Consider the following 17,773-nt stretch of genomic DNA (forward strand, 5'->3'; position numbering starts at 1 on the left):
GGCCCTTGCCCAGGTCGACCGCCGAGGTCAGCGCAGCTGTACGCGGTAGAGCGTGCGGCGGTCGTCGATGGTGAGCCGTACCTCGCCCTTGGCGCCCGCGTACGCTCCCGTGCCGCCGACGACGGCCGCATCGGCGCGGTACGGTCCCCGTCCGAAGCGGTTCTCCATGGACTCCAGGACCAGGGTGCCGTCGTTGCCCCGCAGCACGTAGCGGCACTGGGCGACCACGCCCTCGTAGCGCAGGAGCACCACCGTGCAGACGGCGCTGCCGTCGCCGGCGGGCTCGCCCGACGGGCCCTGCAGGTCGGCGTAGACGGACCAGGTGTCGCCTTCCTTGGGGTGCTCGGGCGGGCTGCCGGTGCGGTGGACGGCGGTCCACGCGAGGGTCTTCTCCCCGGCGGCCGCGGCGGGTTGAGGGGACGGCAGGGCGACGGCGACGGCAGTGGCCGCCACGGCGGCAACGGCGGCCACGGCGGCGGCTTGGCGGCGCATCGGGCGCATCGGGCACCTCCGGCTCGTACGGACGGGTCGGGCACCCACGTACCCGCTCCTGGTGCGTTCACCCCACCCCGCGTATGGCGCCCGCACAATTCCCGTCACGAAGACTTCACCCGCCGGGGAAGGGCGTTCATTCCGGCGGGTGAAGGTCACGCATCCGGAATCAGGTGAACTGTCCCGGCTCCGGCGGCAGTTCGTCCAGTGTCGGGTACGAGGGCTGGGCACCCGGCCGGGTCACGGCCGCCGCGCCGACGCGCACCGCGAAGCGGACGGCCTCGGGCAGCGGTGCGCCGGCCGCCAGCCGGGCCGCGAGCGCACCGGTGAAGGCGTCGCCGGCGCCCGTGGTGTCCACGGCCTCGGCCTCGACGCCGGGCACCGCCACCGCTTCCCCGGCCCCCGACTCCAGGACCAGCGCACCCTCGGCGCCGAGGGTGACGACGACCGAGCGGGCGCCCTGGTCGCGCAGGGAGCGGGCCCACGCCTGCGGCGAGCCGTCCACGAGCTGCGTCAGGTGCCGGGCCTCGTGCTCGTTGACGACCAGCGGGTCGGCCGCCGCGAGGAGTTCGGGGTCCAGGCGGTCCGGGACGGGCGAGGGGTTGACCACGACCCGCGTGCCGGCCTCGCGCGCGGTCTCGGCGGCCGCCCGTACGGTCGCCGGGGGGATCTCCAGCTGGATCGAGACGACCGCCGACGCGGCGATCACCTCCCGGGCGGCCTCGACCTCCTCGGGGAGGAGGTGCGCGTTCGCACCCGGCGAGACCACGATGCTGTTGTCGCCGTCCGGCCCGACGACGATCATCGCCGTGCCCGTCCGGGCGCCCTCCTCCACCAGCACGTGCCGCAGCTCCGTGCCGGCCTCGCGCTGGCCTTCCAGCAGCAGCTCGCCGAACGCGTCGTCACCGACCTTGGCCAGCAGGGCCGTCCGGGCGCCGAGGCGGGCCGCGGCCGCGGCCTGGTTGGCGCCCTTGCCGCCCGCCGATTCGACCAGATCCGTGCCCAGGACCGTCTCGCCCGCCCCGGGCCGGCGGTCCACCCGCACCGTCAGGTCCGCGTTGGCCGACCCCACGACCAGTACGTCGTACATCCGCTCGATCCGTTCGCTCTGTGTGTCACCCATCGAAATCCGCCGCGTTCTTCCTGTCGACCAGCACCACCGGCACCTTGACCCGTGCCGGCAGCTTCTCACCCTTCGAGGCCTTGACCGCCCAGTCCACGGCCTGCCGCCCCAGCAGCTTCGGCTGCTGGGCGACGGTCGCGGTCAGCGTGCCCGCGCGCACGGCGGCGATCCCGTCCGGGGTGCCGTCGAACGCGACGACCTTGACGCCCTTGCCCGCCGCGGAGCCCAGCGCCTTGGCGGCGCCGAGCGCCATCTCGTCGTTCGCGGCGAAGACCCCGGCGACGTCCCGGTGCGCCTGGAGCATGTTCGCCATCACGTCCATGCCCTTGGTGCGGTCGAAGTCGGCGGGCTGGCGGGCCACGACCTCGATGCCCGGGTAGGCCCTGATGCCCTCCTCGAACCCCTTGCCGCGCTCGCGCGCCGCCGACGTCCCCGGCTGCCCCTCCAGGAAGGCCACCTTCCCCTTGCCGCCGAGGGATTCGGCGAGCGTCCGCGCCGCCAGCCTTCCGCCCGCGACGTTGTCGGAGGCGATCGTCGAGCCGACCCGGCCGCCGTTCACCCCGCGGTCGATGGAGATCACCGGCACCTTCGCCCGATTGGCCACGCCCACCGCCGGGACGGCCGCGTCGGAGTCCACGGGGTTGATGACGGCCGCCTTGACGTTCTGGCTGGTGAACGTCTCCATCTGGTTGATCTGCTGGGTGGGGTCGTTCTGCGCGTCCGTGATGTTGATCTTCAGTCCGCGGGCCTTCGCCTCCGCCTGGGCACCCTCCTTGATGCCGACGAAGAACGGGTTGTTCATCGTGGACAGGGCGAGCCCGAGGTCGGTGCCGCCGCCGCGGTCGCAGCCGGACAGGGCCAGCGCCGCCGTGAGCGCCGCAGCCGCCGTCGCCGCGAGCCTGCGCCCCCTCACCGGGCGCTCCGGCGGCGCAGCGTGTCGAGCAGCACGGCCAGGGCGATGACGAGGCCGGTGGCGACCTGCTGCCAGAACGCCGACACGCTCAGCAGGTTGAGGCCGTTGCGCAGCACCGCGAGGATCAGCGCGCCGATGAGGGTCCCGGAGGCCTTGCCGGAGCCGCCGGACAGGCTCGCCCCGCCGATCACGACGGCGGCGATGGCGTCCAGCTCGTAGCCGACGGCCGCCTGCGGCTGCGCGGAGGTCAGCCGGGCGGCCAGGACGATGCCGGCCACGGCGGCGAACAGCCCGGAGAGCGCGTAGATGACGAGCTTGCGGCGCTTGACGTCGATGCCCGAGAGCCGGGCCGCCTCCTCGTTGCCGCCGATCGCGAACATCGCGCGGCCGGTGTACGTACGGGCCAGGACCAGCGCAGCGAGCGCCCCCATGGCGACCGTCACGAGGACCGGCACGGGCAGCCGGCCGCCGAGGGTGTCGCCGAGCCGGCCGACGGACGAGGGGAAGGCGATGGGGGAACCCCCGGAGATCACGAGGGCCAGGCCGCGGCCGACCGAGAGCATCGCCAGGGTGGCGATGAAGGCGGGAAGTCTCCCGTACGCGACGAGGGCGCCGGAGAGCAGGCCGGCGCCCGCGCCCACCGCGAGGCCGAGCAGCACGGCGACCCAGACCGGCAGGCCCTCCTTCGTCGCCGCCCAGGCGACGACGGTCGCGGAGAGCGCGGCCACCGAGCCGACGGACAGGTCGATGCCCGCCGACACGATCACGAAGGTCACGCCGAACGCGAGGATCGCCGTCACCGACGCCTGCACGCCCACGTTGAGGAGGTTCTGCCCGTTGAGGAAGTCCCGGGACAGCGCTGCCATCACCACGACCAGGGCGACCAGGCCGCCCAGCGGGCCGTTGCGGAGCACCGCTCTCGTGAACCACTGCCCCGTACTGCTCCCGGGCGCCCGCAGCACCTCAGCCGACATCGGAGCCCTCCATCGCGCTCGCTTCGTACGTGTTCCCGGTGTGCACCGGCCGGACGGCCAGTTCCATCACCGCGTCCTGCGTGGCCCGTTCGCCCGACAGCTCGCCGGCGATCCGGCCCTGGGCCATGACCAGCACCCGGTCGCTCATGCCGAGCACCTCGGGCAGGTCGCTGGAGATCATCAGCACCGCGCAGCCCGCCGCCGTCAGCTCGTTGACGAGCCGGTAGATCTCGACCTTCGCGCCGACGTCGACGCCGCGCGTCGGCTCGTCGAGGATCAGCAGCCGGGCCCCGGCCAGCAGCCACTTGCCGATGACGACCTTCTGCTGGTTGCCACCGGAGAGGGTGCGCGCGGTCTGCTCCAGCCCGCTCATGCGCACCTTGAGCCGCTCGGCGACCTCGGCCGCCCGCCGGCGCTGTCCGCGCCGGTCGACGAACCCGCCCCGGGCGTCCTGCTCCAGCCGGGCCAGGGTGAGGTTGTCGCCCAGCGAGGCGTCCAGCAGCAGGCCCTGGCCCTTGCGGTCCTCGGGGACGAGGCCGACCCCGGCCCGCATCGCCGCCCGCACGTCGCCGCGCGCCGGCGCCCGGCCGTCGACCTCGACGGTCCCGGCGTCGTAGCGGTCGACGCCGAACAGCGCCCGCGCCACCTCCGTACGGCCCGCGCCGACCAGTCCCGCGAGGCCCACGACCTCCCCGGCCCGGACGTCGAAGCCGACGTCGCTGAAGGCGGGTGCGCGGGTCAGCCCGCGCACGCGCAGGAGCGGCGCCCCGGGCTCCGCGGGCCGCTCGCGCGGGTACTGCTCGGCGATGTCGCGGCCGACCATCAGCCGGATCAGCTCGTTCTCGTCCGTCGTGGCGGGCACTTCGGCCACCGAACGGCCGTCGCGCAGCACCGTCACCCGGTCCCCGAGCGCGGCGATCTCGTCCAGGTGGTGGGTGATGAAGATGACGCCCACGCCGCTGTCGCGCAGCTCGCGCACGATGGCGAAGAGCGTGCCCACCTCATCGGAGGTGAGCACCGCCGTCGGCTCGTCCATGATCAGGACGCGGGCGTCCAGGCTCAGGGCCTTGGCGATCTCGACCATCTGGAGCCGGGCGATGCCGAGCCCGGCGACCGGTGCGGCGGGGGAGACGTCCAGCCGGACGCGGCGCAGCAGCTCGGCCGCCCGGGCGCGCATGGTGCGCTTGTCGATCAGCCCGAGTGCGGTGCGCGGCTGGCGGCCCAGGAAGATGTTCTCGGCGACGGTCAGTCCGGGGACGAGGTTGAACTCCTGGTGGATGGTGGCGATGCCGAGCCGTTCCGCGTCGTGCGCGGAGCGGACCGCGGCCTCGCGGCCGTCCATCAGGATGCGGCCCCCGTCGGGCCGGTGGACGCCGGAGAGCATCTTGATCAGCGTGCTCTTGCCGGCGCCGTTCTCGCCGAGGAGGACGTGCACCTCTCCCGCGCGGAGGCTCAAGTCGACCCCGTCCAGGGCGCGGACGCCCGGGAACGACTTGGTGACGCCTTCGACCCGCAGCAGTTCGCGGCCGCCCGGTACGTCGTCGTCGACGCCGGTCATGCGCTGCCCCTCTCCTGTCCTGATGTCAGTCGGCCCGATGTCGGTCGGCCCGATGTCAGTCGGTCGGTGGTTCGCCGCACGAGCGGCGCCGCACGAGGTGCGCGGGGAGCAGCACCGACGGCGCCTCGCGCCCCTCGATCCGCTCCAGCAGCGTGTGCACGGCGGCCCGGCCCAGCTCGCGCGTCGGCTGGGCGACGGCGGTCAGCGGCGGGTCGAGGTGGGCGAACCACGCCACGTCGTCGAAGGCGACGAGTGCCACGTCGGAGGGGACGCGCAGCCCCCGCGCCCGCACCTCGTCCAGGGCGCCGAGCGCCATCAGGTTGTCGGTGGCCAGCACGGCGTCCGGCGGTTCCGCGAGGTCCAGCAGCCGCCGCATCACCTGCCTGCCGCCCTCCGGGCGCAGGTCGGGCGACGAGCCGATGCGCTCGGGCGGCAGGGGGATGCCGTGCGCGGCGAGGGCCGTGCGGAAGGACTCCAGGCGCTCGTCCCCGACGGGCGTGCCGGCCGGCGCGACGATGACGGCCGGCCGGCGCCGCCCCAGCGCCGCAAGGTGCGCGGCCAGCTCCGTCAGCGCGGCCCGCCCCTCCGCCCGTACGCACGGGGCGGCGACGCCCGGCACCTCGCGGTCGAGGAGCACGAGCGGGGTGCCGGCGGCGACGGCCTCGCCGAGCATGGCCGAGCCGGTGCCGGCCGAGCTGACCAGCAGGCCGTCGATGCGCCGGTCGAGGAGGGTGCGGATGTGGTCGTCCTGCTGCTCCGGGCTCTCGCCGGCGTTCCCGATGATCAGGCTGTACCCCAGCCGCCGGGCCTCCTGCTCGACCGCGTCGGCCAGTTCGGTGAAGAAGGGGTTGCGCAGGTCGCTGATGACCAGCCCGAGCGTACGGGTCCGGGCGGTGCGCAGGGCGCGGGCGACGACGTTGGGCCGGTAGCCCAGCTCGGCCACGGCGGCCAGCACGCGCTCGCGGGTCTCGGCCACGGGCGAGCGGCCGTTGAGGACGCGGGAGACGGTGGCGACGGAGACGCCGGCCCGCTCGGCGACGTCCTTGATGTTCGCCATGGCGCTGCGCCTCCCGGTCCCCGATGTGCAATCGATTTCGTGCCGCTGTCGTGCCGGTCAGGTAATCGATTACACGCCCGGGCCGTCAAGGTTTCGCCGGGGTGACGCACGTCACGCGGGTGCACGTCACATGGGCCGTCGTGTCACCCCGGCCAGCTCCAGTCCGCCACCTCCGGCATGTCCACCCCGTGTTCCCGGATCCACGCGTGGTGACGGGTGCGGGCGTCCGCCATGGCCTGGCGCACGGACGCCGCGCGGACGCCGAGGCCGGGCACGCGGTCGACGACGTCCATGACGAGGCGGTAGCGGTCGAGGTCGTTGCGGACGACCATGTCGAACGGGGTGGTCGTGGTGCCCGCCTCCTTGTAGCCGCGCACGTGCAGGTTGGCGTGGCCGGTGCGGCGGTAGGCGAGGCGGTGGATCAGCCACGGGTAGCCGTGGTAGGCGAAGACGACGGGCCGGTCCGTGGTGAACAGCGCGTCGTACTCCGCGTCGCTCATCCCGTGCGGATGCTCCTCGCGCGGCAACAGCCGTGTCATGTCGACGACGTTGACGACCCGTACGGCGAGCTGGGGCAGCTCGTGGCGGAGCAGGTCGGCCGCCGCCAGCACCTCCTGGGTGGGGACGTCGCCGGCGCAGGCCAGGACGACGTCCGGCGGCCGGTCCCCGTTCTCCGTGCCCGCCCACTCCCAGATCCCCGCGCCGCGGGCGCAGTGCGCGCGGGCCTCGTCGAGGCCGAGCCAGTCGAAGCAGGGCTGCTTGCCCGCCACGACGACGTTGACGTAGTCGCGGCTGCGCAGCACGTGATCGGCCACCGACAGCAGGGTGTTGGCGTCCGGCGGGAGGTAGACCCGCACCACCTCGGGGCTCTTGTTGAGGACGTGGTCGACGAAGCCGGGGTCCTGGTGGGAGAAGCCGTTGTGGTCCTGGCGCCACACGTGCGACGTCAGAAGGTAGTTGAGGGAGGGGACGGGCCGGCGCCAGGGGAGCGTGCGCGCGGTCCCGAGCCACTTGATGTGCTGGTTGACCATCGAGTCCACGATGTGGATGAACGCCTCGTAGCAGGAGAACAGGCCGTGCCGGCCGGTGAGGGTGTAGCCCTCCAGCCAGCCCTGGCAGAGGTGTTCGGAGAGCACTTCCATGACGCGGCCGTCGCGGGCGAGGTGCTCGTCGACGGGCAGCACCGCGGCCTGCCACGCCTTGCCGGTGGCCGCGTAGAGGGCGTCGAGCCGGTTGGAGGTGGTCTCGTCCGGCCCGACGACGCGGAAGTTCCGGCTGCCGGCCGTGTCGGCCATGATCTGGGCCAGCAGGCCGCCGAGCACCCGCGTCGGCTCGTGCAGCGACGCGCCGGGCTTGTCGACGGGCACCGCGTAGTGCTCCAGCGGGGGCAGCGGCAGGGAGCGGGTGAGCAGGCCGCCGTTGGCGTGCGGGTTGGCGCCGAGCCGCCGCTCGCCCTCCGGTACGTGGGCGAGGACCTCCGGGCGCGGCCGCCCGTCCTCGTCGAAGAGCTCCTCCGGCCGGTACGAGCGCAGCCAGCGCTCCAGCTGCCGCAGGTGGTCGGGGTTGTCGCGCACCCCGGCCAGCGGCACCTGGTGGGAGCGCCAGGTGCCCTCGACGGGCAGGCCGTCCACCACGTCCGGGCCGGTCCAGCCCTTGGGCGTGCGCAGCACGATCACCGGCCAGTGCGGCCGGTCGGCCACGCCCTCCTCGCGGGCGGCGCGCTGGGCGAGGGCGATGTGGTCCAGGGCCCGGTCCATCGCGTGGGCGAGCGCGCGGTGCACCTCCACCGGATCGTCCCCGGTGACGTGGATCGGCTCGTGGCCGTAGCCGCGCAGCAGCCGGTCCAGCTCGCCCTCGGGCAGCCGGGACAGCACCGCCGGGTTGTCGATCTTGTAGCCGTTGAGGTGGAGGACGGGCAGGACCGCGCCGTCGTGCACCGGGTCGAGGAACTTGTTCGCGTGCCAGGACGTGGCCAGCGGCCCCGTCTCCGCCTCGCCGTCGCCGATGACGCACGCCACGAGCAGGCCGGGGTTGTCGAGCGCGGCGCCGTAGGCGTGGGCGAGGGAGTAGCCGAGCTCGCCGCCCTCGTGGAGGGAGCCGGGCGTCTCGGGGGCGACGTGACTGGGCACCCCGCCGGGGAAGGAGAACTGGCGGAACAGCCGCTCCATGCCGTCGGCGTCGCGGCCGACGTCCGGGTAGACCGCGCTGTAGCTGCCGTCCAGCCAGGAGTTCGCGAGGACGGCCGGCCCGCCGTGCCCCGGACCCCAGATGCAGACGGCGTCCAGCCCGCGCGCCTTGACGACGCGGTTGAGGTGGGTGTGGACGAGGTTGAGGCCGGGGGAGGTGCCCCAGTGGCCGAGCAGGCGGGGCTTGATGTGCTCGGGCTCCAGGGGCACGGTCAGCAGGGGGTTGCTCAGCAGGTAGATCTGGCCGGCGGCCAGATAGTTCGCCGCGCGCCAGTGGGCGTCGAGCGCCGCCAGTTCCTCGTCGGCGGGGCCGTCCGGTCGCGGTCCGGCGGTGCGGTCGGCGTGCTCGGGCATGTACGGCCTCCTCGGGACGCGTGCCGGGTACCCGCCACCGGGCACGGGAAACGCTTCCAGCACCCCGGCCTCCCCGCGTAGGGGCTGTCCGGCCAGTTTGCGGTCCGCCCGGCCCGCCGTGCGGACCCCTCCGGCCCCTGCCGTCCCGCCGCCACCCGGAGCAACGTCACCCTGTGTGCCACCCCCGGCGCTCCGAGTCGCGGGAACGGGCCCGCAGGGTGATCCTTGGAGGACGTGGCCGGCCCCCCGGCCACCGCCCCGCGGCACGGCCGGGGCGATCCGCCGACCAGTTTGCAGGTGCCCCGCGGGGGCAGCCGCAACTACCGGAAGGTGCTTCCGGCCGGCAGGCACTCCTTTTGCTCAGGAGCGAGGAGGACCGTGACCATGGCCCAGACGATGCGCCGGCGCAACCGGGACGCCCCCGACACCGCCGATTCCTTCGACCGCATGGCGGAACTGCCGGCCGGTGCGGAGCGCGAGCGGCTGCGGCAGGACGTCATCGCCGCCTGGCTGCCCATGGCGGAGCGCATCAGCCTGCGCTTCCGCAGCAGCGGCGAGAGCCCCGCGGACCTGCGGCAGGTCGCGGCGCTGGGGCTGGTCAACGCCGTGGACCGGTACGACCCCCGGCTCGGCCACGCCTTCGAGACCTTCGCCGTGCCCACGATCGTCGGCGAGCTCAAGCGGCACATCCGCGACCACGCGTGGTCGCTGCACATCCCGCGCCGCGACCAGGAGCTGCGCACGGCCGTGCGCTCCGCCCAGGCCGCCCTCGGCCAGCGCGGCGCCCGGACCCGGCCGAGCCCGGCCGAGCTCGCCGCGGAGTGCGGACTGTCCGAGGACGAGGTGCGCCGGGGCCTGGCCGCCGAGGGCGTGCACAACACCCTGTCGCTGGACCACCCGGTCCTGGGCGCCGACGACCTCCCGCTCGCCGACACCCTCGGCGGCGTGGACCGGGCGCTGGACCTCGTCGTCGACCGCCAGTCCCTCAAGCCGCTGCTGAGGGCGCTCCCCGAGCGGGAGAAGTACGTCCTGTACTGGCGCTTCTTCGGCAACCTCACCCAGAAGCAGATAGGCGCGCGCCTCGGCGTATCCCAGATGCAGATATCCCGCATCCTCAGCCGGACCTGCGCGCGGCTGCGCGACGAGCTCGGCCCCGCGGGGACGCCGCAGCGCACCCCGGCCCCCGGCTGACCGGGTCTCCTCTTTCCCCGGGACGCCTTTCCCCGGGACCCATTTCCCCGGGACCCCCTTCCCGGGACCCCTTTCCCCGGGCCGCGTCTTTCCCCCGGCCCCCTCTCCCCGGGACTCCCTCTTCCCCCCAGGACCTCCGACAAGGCAGGCACCAGCGATGACCTCAGGGCATACGCACTTGACCCCCGACCTCCCGCCCGTCGTGGAGATACCCGATCTCCCCGGCGCCCAGCGTCCGGGCCGCTCCGCCGCGGACGACGGCGGGGAGGGGCGCGAGGACGCCGGACACGACCGTGGCGCCCACCACGAAGAACGTGATGGGCGCCACGAAAGCGCAGGTCAGGATTCCGGCGGCTGACTGTAACCCTTCCCGCGCCTACCGCGCTGGTGGGTCCGGTGGTCCCACCGGGGCGCGGGGGTCACTAATCGGCGTTGATGCAGGTGTTGCCGAAGGTCGGGTTCAGGAGACCGACGATGTCGATCGAGTTACCGCAGAGGTTGATCGGGATCTGAATCGGGACCTGAATGACGTTGCCGGAGATGACGCCGGGCGAGCCGACGGCCGCGCCGTTCGCTCCGGAACCTGCGGAGGCGACTCCGGCAGCGCCCGTCACGGCGACGCCGGCGGCGACGGTCAGGGCGGCGGCCTTGGCGATACGCGACATGGCTAAACCTTTCTCATGGGTGGTGAGCGGTAATTGTGTCCGGTGTAACTGTGGAGATTGGCCCGATATAGGCGCTGAAGGGCATAATTAACCCGGAAGACCCAATAAGTGGTATGTGATGCATGCGGCGCGGGGGACGGGTGCGTATCCTGTGCCGCAACGCTCGCGCCTGCGGGTTTGGTGACACCACCGCTGTCTACGTACAGTTCCCTGGAAGCTTCATTCGAACAGACGAACTGGGACACAACAGCGGCGATGACGGTCACCGAGGTCACTGAAGACAGCCGCGCAGGCGCAGACGCAGAGGGCGAGTACGGGCCCGGCATCGACCCCGAGCGCATGGCGATCTGCCTGAGCGTGCTCGAGGAGCTCGACGAGCTGCCCGTCGACCACCCCGACGCCATCGCCGTCCGCCGGGCCACGTCCGGCATCTACCGCACGGTCAAGCAGCGCCGCCGCCAGGAGCGCCGGGCCGCCAAGACCGCCCACGACAAGTCGGTCACCGAGGCCACGGCCACCGGTGCCGCCGACCGGATCGACGACGAGACCCGCGGCATCCCGCTCGCCGCCACCGCCACCACCCAGATCGTCGGCATCCTCGAGCGCCCCCGGTCCTGCTACACCTGCAAGGGCCGCTACACCGAGGTCGACGCGTTCTACCACCAGCTCTGCCAGCCGTGTGCGGCGGAGAACCGCGCCCGCCGCGACGCCCGCACCGACCTGACCGGCCGGCGGGCCCTGCTCACCGGCGGCCGCGCCAAGATCGGCATGTACATCGCGCTGCGGCTGCTCCGCGACGGCGCGCACACCACGATCACCACGCGCTTCCCCAACGACGCCATCCGCCGCTTCAAGGCGATGGAGGACAGCGCGGACTGGCTGCACCGGCTCAAGGTCGTCGGCATCGACCTGCGCGACCCGGCGCAGGTCGTCGCCCTCGCCGACTCCGTCAGCGCCGAGGGCCCGCTCGACATCCTGATCAACAACGCGGCCCAGACCGTCCGCCGCACCCCGGCCGCCTACCGCGAGCTCATCAGCGCCGAGGCCGCCCCGCTGCCCGCCGGCGAGCTGCCCGCCTCGGAGGTCTTCGGCGCCTTCGGCAGCGGTGCCCAGGCCGCGCTGCCCGCCCCCGCCGGCAGCAAGCACGACGAGCTCACCCCGCAGGCCCTCACCGAGCTCGCGCTCACCAGCGGCTCCGCGTCCCTCGCCCGCGTCGAGGCCGGCACCGCCATCGACGCCGGCGGCCTCGTCCCCGACCTGGACGCCACCAACACCTGGATCCAGGCCGTCGGCGAGGTCGACCCCGTCGAGCTGCTCGAAGTGCAGCTGTGCAACGTCACCGCGCCGTTCGTCCTGGTCAACCGGCTGCGGCCGACGATGGCCGCGTCGCCTGCGCGCCGCAAGTACGTGGTGAACGTCTCCGCCATGGAGGGCGTCTTCAGCCGCGGCTACAAGGGCGCGGGCCACCCGCACACCAACATGGCCAAGGCCGCGCTGAACATGCTCACGCGCACCAGCGCCGAGGAGATGTTCCAGACCGACAACATCCTCATGACCAGCGTCGACACGGGCTGGATCACGGACGAGCGGCCCCACCCGGACAAGGTCCGGCTCGCCGAGGCCGGCTTCCACGCCCCCCTCGACCTGGTCGACGGCGCCGCGCGCGTCTACGACCCGATCGTCCGGGGCGAGCAGGGCGAGGACCTCTACGGCTGCTTCCTCAAGGACTACAGCCCGGCCGGCTGGTAGCCGTACGTGGACGTCCACGTCCTGCGAGTGTTCACCGGCGGCCCGGACGGAGCGGCCGGGGGCAACCCCCTCGGAGTCGTCGCCGACGGGCCGGCCGTTCCCGACGCGGCGGAACGGCAGCGGCTGGCCGCGGAACTGGGCTTCAGCGAAACGGTGTTCGTCGACGACGCCGGGCGCGGCGTCGTCGACATCCACACCCCGAGCGGGCGTCTGGCCTTCGCCGGGCACCCGCTGGTGGGCGTGGCATGGCTGCTGCGGCAGCACGGGTACGCGGCGGACGTGCTGCGGCCGCCGGCCGGAGACGTGCCGTCCCGGACGGCGGACGGCGTCACGTGGATCCGCGCCCGCGCGACCTGGGCCACGGGCCGCCGCCTCCAGCAGTACGCGACGCCCGCCGACATCGACGCCCTCCCGTCGCCGCCGCCCGGCGAGGGCTGGCTCTACGCCTGGGCCTGGCAGGACGAGACGAAGGGCCACGTCCGCGCCCGCGGCTTCCCGCGCCGGGGTGACGGCATCACGGAGGACGAGGCGACGGGGGCGGCGGCACTGTCCTTGACGGCCGCGCTCGAACGGGATCTGACGATCAGTCAAGGCCGGGCGTCGGTGATCCACACCCGCGACGAGGGAAAGGGCACGATCTCCCTGGGAGGCCGGGTCGCCCCCACCGGGCTCCACACCATCAACACCTGACGCCTGCCGGGCACCGCCGGGGCGCGTCGTGGGGGTTGTTCGCCGTGGCGGCGGGGGTTTCGGTGCGCCGGTTTCCGAGTGGTGGGATGTGCCCGCTTCCTCCGTCGCGGCGGTGATCAACCCCCACCTCGTGGTCCGGCGGTGCCGAGCCGCCGGGCGCCGCCCGTGCCCTAAGGGGGTGGCGGGCACCCGGCCGGGGCCCGGATGGTCGGGCTTCGGTGCTGGTCAGTAGAGTTCCCGTGCCCCTGCCCGTAGCGAATGCCGAGGTGTCAGCCCGTGAGCCCCGCCCCCGTCGTCACCGTCGTAGGCATCGGCGCCGACGGCTGGCCCGGCCTCGCCCCCGTCTCGCAGGAGGCCCTGCGCGGCGCCGAGGTGGTCATCGGCGGCCCGCGCCAGCTGGGCCTGCTGCCCGGCGAGTGCGCCGCCGAGCGCGTCGCCTGGCCCTCCCCGCTGCGCCCCGCCGTCCCGGGCCTGCTGGCCGCGCACGCCGGGCGCCGCGTGTGCGTGCTCGCCAGCGGTGACCCCATGTTCTTCGGCATCGGCCGCACCCTCGCCGACGCCGCCGGCCCGGCGGCCCTCCGCGTGCTCCCGCACCCGTCCTCCGTCTCGTACGCGTGCGCCCGGCTCGGGCTGCCGCTGGAGGAGGCGGAGGTCGTCAGTCTCGTCGGCCGCCCGCTGGCCGCGCTCACCGCGGCCCTGCACGACGGCCGCCACCTGCTCGTCCTCAGCGCGGGCTCGGACACCCCGGCCGAGGTCGCCGCGCACCTGCGCTCGCGCGGCTTCGGCCCGAGCCGGATGACGGTCCTGGAGCAGCTCGGCGCCCCGGCCGAGCGCCGCGTCGAGGGCACCGCCGACGACTGGCCGCACCCGCCGGGCGACGCCCTGAACGTCATCGCCGTCGCCTGCCGCCGCACCCCCGGCGCCCTCCGCCTCCCGCTCACGCCCGGCCTGCCCGACGACGCCTTCGAGCACGACGGACAGCTGACGAAGCGCCACGTCCGCGCGGCCACGCTCGCCGCCCTGGCCCCGGCCCCCGGCGAGCTCCTGTGGGACGTGGGCGGCGGCTCCGGCTCGATCGCGATCGAATGGATGCGGGCGCACCGCACCTGCAGGGCCGTCAGCGTGGAGCGCGACCCCGCGAGGGCGCCCCGCATCACCCGCAACGCCGAAGCGCTCGGCGTCCCGGCCCTCCGCGTGGTGACCGGCGCCGCGCCCGCAGCCCTCGCGGAACTGCCCGCCCCGGACGCGGTCTTCATCGGCGGGGGCCTGACGGCGCCGGGCCTGCTGGCCGCCTGCTGGGAGGCGCTGCCCCCGGGCGGCCGCCTGGTGGCCAACACGGTCACCCTCGAATCCGAGGCGCTGCTCACCGAGTGGTACCGGCGTCACGGAGGCGAGCTGACCCGCCTGGCGGTGGCGCACGCCGTCCCCGTGGGAGGCTTCACCGGCTGGCGTCAGGCGATGCCGGTGACGCAGTGGTCAGCGGTCAAGCCCACCGACCCCGACCCGCACACCGCTCCCGAGGGGAACTTCCAGTCATGACCGTGTACTTCATCGGTGCCGGCCCCGGCGCCGCCGACCTCATTACGGTGCGCGGCGCCCGCACGCTCGCCCGCTGCGGCGTCTGCCTGTACGCGGGCAGCCTCGTCCCGCGCGAACTCCTCGCCGAGTGCCCGCCGGACGCCCGCCTCGTGGACACGGCCGGGCTGAACCTGGACCAGATCACCGAGGAGTTCGTCCGCGCCCACGAGGCGGGCCACGACGTGGCGCGCCTGCACTCGGGCGACCCCTCGGTGTTCAGCGCCGTCGCCGAGCAGATGCGCCGCCTCGACGCGGCGGGCATCCCGTACGAGATCGTGCCGGGCGTCCCCGCCTTCGCCGCGGCCGCGGCAGCGCTCGGCCGTGAGCTGACCGTGCCGACGGTGGGCCAGACCGTGATCCTCACGCGCATCTCGCAGCAGGCCACGCCCATGCCCCCCGGCGAGGACCTCGCGACCCTCGGCCGCAGCGGCGCCCTGCTCGTCCTGCACCTGGCCGCGCGCTACCCCGAGCGGATCGTCTCCGAGCTCCTCCCGCACTACGGCCCCGACTGCCCCGCCGCCGTCGTCGCCATGGCCAGCCGCCCCGACGAGCTGGTCCTGCGCGGCACGCTCGCCGACATCGCCGGGAAGATCAAGGAAGCGGGCGTGGTCCGTACCGCGGTCATCGTCGTGGGCCGCACGCTGGCCGCGGAGCAGTTCCCCGACAGCTACCTCTACTCGGCGGACCGGGAGCGGGACCAGGACCAGGGCGGCCGCTGCGCAAACTGAGGGCAGCCTATGCTTACCCCCAAATGATCATGTGGCCGCTCGTCCGGCCACGCCATTTCCCAGGGGGGAAGCGCATGTCGCAGCACGTATCCAAGGTCCTGAGGGCCACGCTCGTCGCCCTCACGGCGACCGCGGTCGTCGGCACGGCGGTCGTCCCGGCCGCCGCCGCGACGGCGCCGGGCGCGGACAAGGCGCACGCCGCCACGCAGGAGGCCCTGAACGGCCTGGTCGCCGCCGACATGCCGGGCGTGGCCGCCGAGGCCCGTACGCCCAAGGGCACCTGGTCCGGCTCCGCGGGCTACGCGGACACCGCGACGAAGCGCAAGCGCACCGCGGCCGACCACTTCCGCGCGGGCAGCATCACCAAGTCCTTCGTCGCCACGGTCCTGCTGCAGCTGGAGGCCGAGGGCAAGCTCAGCCTCGACGACTCCCTGGAGAGCCGCCTGCCCGGCGTCGTCAAGGGCAACGGCTACGACGCCAACAAGATCACGATCCGTCAGCTCCTCAACCACACCAGCGGCGTGCACGACATGGTGTACACCCCGGAGTGGGACAAGGAGATGAACGGCCCCGGCTTCTTCGAGCACCGCTACGACATCAAGACGCCCGAGCAGATCGTCGCCATGGGCATCAAGTACGGCCCGGACTTCGAGCCCGGCAAGGGCTGGCGGTACTCCAACACCAACTTCGTGCTCGGCGGCATGATCATCGAGAAGGTGACGGGGAAGCCCTACGCCCGCGAGGTCGAGCGGCGCATCGTCAAGCCGCTGGGCCTGAAGGAGACCACCTTCCCGGGCACCGACCCGAAGCTGCCCGCGCCGCACCCCGTCGGCTACTCCAAGCTCTACGTGCCCAACCCGGGCCCGGAGATCCACGACGCCACCGAGTACCGGCCGTCCTGGTCCGGCGCCACGGGCGAGGTCGTGAGCACCAGCGGCGACCTCAACCGCTTCTACAGCGCACTGCTGCAGGGCAAGCTGCTGCCCAAGAAGCAGCTCGACGCGATGCTCACGACCGTCGAGACCGGCGAGCACTACACCTACGGGCTCGGCATCATCTCCCGCAAGCTGTCCTGCGGCGTGCAGGTCTACGGGCACGACGGCGTCGTCTGGGGCTCCCTCAGCGGGTCCGCGGGCACCCGTGACGGCAAGCACATGCTCACCTTCAACATCAACGGTGACTGGCTCAACGAGAGCCCGCCCTTCGAGAACATGTTCGAGGGTGAGTTCTGCGGTGCGCTCCCGAAGCCGGTGAAGGACAAGCCCGCGGCCGCCGCCACGGCGCTCAACACGCTGCGCTAACCCTGGCCGTGAGCGCCGCGCGGGCCTGCGGGCTCCGCGCGGCCCACGATCGTGCCCGCGCGGTCGATGCAGATCACGTCGACCGCGACGGGCGCCCCGCGCAGCACCGCGAGGGCCTCCTCGCGGGCCGTGGCCGCGACCAGGTCGCCGAGCGGGACGCCCGCGGCCTCGCACAGCCGCAGGGCCTCCAGGCCCGTGTTGGCGGAAGTGACCGCGGCCGCCAGCTCCTCGCCGGCGCCGCCGTGCCGGGCCAGCTCCGCGAGGAACCCCTTGTCCACCTGCGAGCGGCCCGAGTGCAGGTCGAGGTGGCCCGCCGCCAGCTTCGACAGCTTGGCGAAGCCGCCCGCGACGGTGAGCCGGTCCACCGGGTGCCGGCGGATGTACTTGAGCACCGCCCCCGCGAAGTCGCCCATGTCCAGCAGGGCGTCCTCCGGCAGGCCGTGCACGGCCACGGCGACCTTCTCCGACGTCGACCCCGTACAGCCCGCCACGTGGCGGCGGCCCGCCGCCCGGGCCACGTCCACGCCCCGCCGGATGCTGTCGATCCACGCCGAGCACGAGTACGGCACGACGATGCCCGTCGTGCCCAGGATCGAGATGCCGCCCAGGATGCCCAGGCGCGGGTTCCAGGTGGAGCGGGCGATCTCCGCGCCGTGATCGACCGACACCTCGACCTCGACGTCCCCCGTGCCGCCGTACCGGGCCGCGACCCCGGCGACGTGGTCGCGGATCATCTGCCGCGGCACGGGATTGATCGCGGGCTCGCCCACGTCCAGGGGCAGCCCGGGGCGGGTCACGGTGCCGACGCCCGGCCCGGCCCGGAACACGACGCCGGAACCCGGCGGGAGGATCCGCACCGTCGAACGGACCAGCGCGCCGTGCGTGACGTCCGGATCGTCACCGGCGTCCTTGACGATGCCGGCCATGGCGGAACGGCCGGCGTCGCCGTCGCCGTCGCGGAGCTCCTCCGCGGCCAGCGCGAACGCGGGCGTCTGCCCCTTGGGCAGGGTGATCGTCACGGGGTCGGGGAACTCGCCCGTGAGGAGAGCGGTGTACGCGGCGGTGGTCGCGGCCGTCGCGCAGGCGCCCGTGGTCCAGCCGTGGCGCAGGCCGGTGTGCTGCAGTTGCGCGGTGCGCCCGCCGGTGACCTTGCCCGGTGCATCGGTGGTGGCGTCGGTCATGGAGTACTCCGGAAGAATTTCCCGCCGCGACGG

Annotated in this window: 14 protein-coding genes and 1 pseudogene; 6 read left to right on the plus strand and 9 right to left on the minus strand. The window is 73.9% G+C overall.

Annotated elements, in window-relative coordinates; all coding sequences use genetic code 11:
- Positions 1-27: 27 nt before the first annotated feature.
- The 6 genes and pseudogenes from AS857_RS09575 to AS857_RS09605 form a co-directional block, all read right to left on the minus strand.
- Positions 28-492, minus strand: coding sequence for a hypothetical protein (locus tag AS857_RS09575; RefSeq protein WP_144440763.1), 465 nt, complete (start codon positions 490-492; stop codon positions 28-30).
- 169 nt (positions 493-661) lie between these two features.
- The gene (gene rbsK, locus AS857_RS09580) at positions 662-1,582 is read right to left on the minus strand and encodes a ribokinase (RefSeq protein ID WP_107105609.1); all 921 of its coding nucleotides are present in this window, start codon (positions 1,580-1,582) and stop codon (positions 662-664) included.
- A 25-nt stretch (positions 1,583-1,607) separates the two neighbouring features.
- Positions 1,608-3,502 (minus strand): annotated as a pseudogene (locus AS857_RS41175) (ABC transporter permease/substrate-binding protein).
- Complete coding sequence (locus AS857_RS09595) at positions 3,492-5,060, minus strand: sugar ABC transporter ATP-binding protein (RefSeq protein ID WP_058042698.1); 1,569 nt, start codon at positions 5,058-5,060, stop codon at positions 3,492-3,494. The pseudogene AS857_RS41175 and the gene AS857_RS09595 overlap by 11 nt, the downstream one beginning before the upstream one ends.
- 55 nt (positions 5,061-5,115) lie before the next feature.
- Positions 5,116-6,117 carry a LacI family DNA-binding transcriptional regulator gene (locus tag AS857_RS09600; protein ID WP_058042699.1) on the minus strand — a complete coding sequence of 334 codons (1,002 nt, stop codon included), beginning with the start codon at positions 6,115-6,117 and terminating at the stop codon, positions 5,116-5,118.
- Between the two features lie 143 nt (positions 6,118-6,260).
- Positions 6,261-8,657 carry a phosphoketolase family protein gene (locus tag AS857_RS09605; protein WP_058042700.1) on the minus strand — a complete coding sequence of 799 codons (2,397 nt, stop codon included), beginning with the start codon at positions 8,655-8,657 and terminating at the stop codon, positions 6,261-6,263.
- 384 nt (positions 8,658-9,041) lie between these two features.
- On the opposite strand from AS857_RS09605, the gene AS857_RS09610 reads away from it, so the two are divergent.
- Positions 9,042-9,848, plus strand: coding sequence for a SigB/SigF/SigG family RNA polymerase sigma factor (locus AS857_RS09610; RefSeq protein WP_058042701.1), 807 nt, complete (start codon positions 9,042-9,044; stop codon positions 9,846-9,848).
- Positions 9,849-10,011: 163 nt separating this feature from the next.
- Here AS857_RS09610 and AS857_RS39870 read toward each other — a convergent pair whose 3' ends face one another.
- Positions 10,012-10,176 carry a hypothetical protein gene (locus AS857_RS39870; protein ID WP_160330203.1) on the minus strand — a complete coding sequence of 55 codons (165 nt, stop codon included), beginning with the start codon at positions 10,174-10,176 and terminating at the stop codon, positions 10,012-10,014.
- Positions 10,177-10,270: 94 nt separating this feature from the next.
- Positions 10,271-10,513, minus strand: coding sequence for a chaplin (locus tag AS857_RS09615; RefSeq protein WP_058042702.1), 243 nt, complete (start codon positions 10,511-10,513; stop codon positions 10,271-10,273).
- 255 nt (positions 10,514-10,768) lie between these two features.
- Between AS857_RS09615 and AS857_RS09620 the strand changes: the two genes are divergently transcribed.
- The 5 genes from AS857_RS09620 to AS857_RS09640 all read left to right on the plus strand — a co-directional run bounded on the left by AS857_RS09620 (position 10,769) and on the right by AS857_RS09640 (position 16,559).
- Positions 10,769-12,262 carry an SDR family NAD(P)-dependent oxidoreductase gene (locus tag AS857_RS09620; RefSeq protein ID WP_058042703.1) on the plus strand — a complete coding sequence of 498 codons (1,494 nt, stop codon included), beginning with the start codon at positions 10,769-10,771 and terminating at the stop codon, positions 12,260-12,262.
- Positions 12,263-12,268: 6 nt separating this feature from the next.
- Positions 12,269-12,952, plus strand: coding sequence for a PhzF family phenazine biosynthesis protein (locus tag AS857_RS09625; protein WP_058042704.1), 684 nt, complete (start codon positions 12,269-12,271; stop codon positions 12,950-12,952).
- 258 nt (positions 12,953-13,210) lie between these two features.
- Positions 13,211-14,491, plus strand: a complete 1,281-nt coding sequence (locus AS857_RS09630; protein WP_058042705.1) for a bifunctional cobalt-precorrin-7 (C(5))-methyltransferase/cobalt-precorrin-6B (C(15))-methyltransferase — start codon at positions 13,211-13,213, stop codon at positions 14,489-14,491.
- Positions 14,488-15,258: a precorrin-4 C(11)-methyltransferase gene (gene cobM, locus AS857_RS09635; RefSeq protein ID WP_058042706.1), complete on the plus strand. Its 771-nt coding sequence runs from the start codon at positions 14,488-14,490 to the stop codon at positions 15,256-15,258. The genes AS857_RS09630 and cobM overlap by 4 nt, the downstream gene beginning before the upstream one ends.
- Positions 15,259-15,332: 74 nt before the next feature.
- Complete coding sequence (locus tag AS857_RS09640; protein ID WP_058042707.1) at positions 15,333-16,559, plus strand: serine hydrolase domain-containing protein; 1,227 nt, start codon at positions 15,333-15,335, stop codon at positions 16,557-16,559.
- Here AS857_RS09640 and AS857_RS09645 read toward each other — a convergent pair.
- Complete coding sequence (locus AS857_RS09645; protein ID WP_058042708.1) at positions 16,556-17,740, minus strand: cobalt-precorrin-5B (C(1))-methyltransferase; 1,185 nt, start codon at positions 17,738-17,740, stop codon at positions 16,556-16,558. The two genes, AS857_RS09640 and AS857_RS09645, sit on opposite strands and share 4 nt — an antisense overlap.
- Positions 17,741-17,773 lie beyond the last annotated feature (33 nt).

Source organism: Streptomyces roseifaciens, from assembly GCF_001445655.1.
Lineage (GTDB): Bacteria > Actinomycetota > Actinomycetes > Streptomycetales > Streptomycetaceae > Streptomyces > Streptomyces aureoversilis.

What these genes read in the sequence shown, in the direction of transcription:
- AS857_RS09600 (WP_058042699.1), bottom strand. Translation starts at nt 6,117, where the DNA reads ATGGCGAACATCAAGGACGTCGCCGAGCGGGCCGGCGTCTCCGTCGCC.
- cobM (WP_058042706.1), top strand. Translation starts at nt 14,488, where the DNA reads ATGACCGTGTACTTCATCGGTGCCGGCCCCGGCGCCGCCGACCTCATT.
- AS857_RS09640 (WP_058042707.1), top strand. Translation starts at nt 15,333, where the DNA reads ATGTCGCAGCACGTATCCAAGGTCCTGAGGGCCACGCTCGTCGCCCTC.
- AS857_RS09620 (WP_058042703.1), top strand. Translation starts at nt 10,769, where the DNA reads ATGACGGTCACCGAGGTCACTGAAGACAGCCGCGCAGGCGCAGACGCA.
- rbsK (WP_107105609.1), bottom strand. Translation starts at nt 1,582, where the DNA reads ATGTACGACGTACTGGTCGTGGGGTCGGCCAACGCGGACCTGACGGTG.
- AS857_RS09595 (WP_058042698.1), bottom strand. Translation starts at nt 5,060, where the DNA reads ATGACCGGCGTCGACGACGACGTACCGGGCGGCCGCGAACTGCTGCGG.
- AS857_RS09645 (WP_058042708.1), bottom strand. Translation starts at nt 17,740, where the DNA reads ATGACCGACGCCACCACCGATGCACCGGGCAAGGTCACCGGCGGGCGC.
- AS857_RS09605 (WP_058042700.1), bottom strand. Translation starts at nt 8,657, where the DNA reads ATGCCCGAGCACGCCGACCGCACCGCCGGACCGCGACCGGACGGCCCC.
- AS857_RS09575 (WP_144440763.1), bottom strand. Translation starts at nt 492, where the DNA reads ATGCGCCGCCAAGCCGCCGCCGTGGCCGCCGTTGCCGCCGTGGCGGCC.
- AS857_RS09630 (WP_058042705.1), top strand. Translation starts at nt 13,211, where the DNA reads ATGCCGAGGTGTCAGCCCGTGAGCCCCGCCCCCGTCGTCACCGTCGTA.
- AS857_RS09610 (WP_058042701.1), top strand. Translation starts at nt 9,042, where the DNA reads ATGGCCCAGACGATGCGCCGGCGCAACCGGGACGCCCCCGACACCGCC.
- AS857_RS09615 (WP_058042702.1), bottom strand. Translation starts at nt 10,513, where the DNA reads ATGTCGCGTATCGCCAAGGCCGCCGCCCTGACCGTCGCCGCCGGCGTC.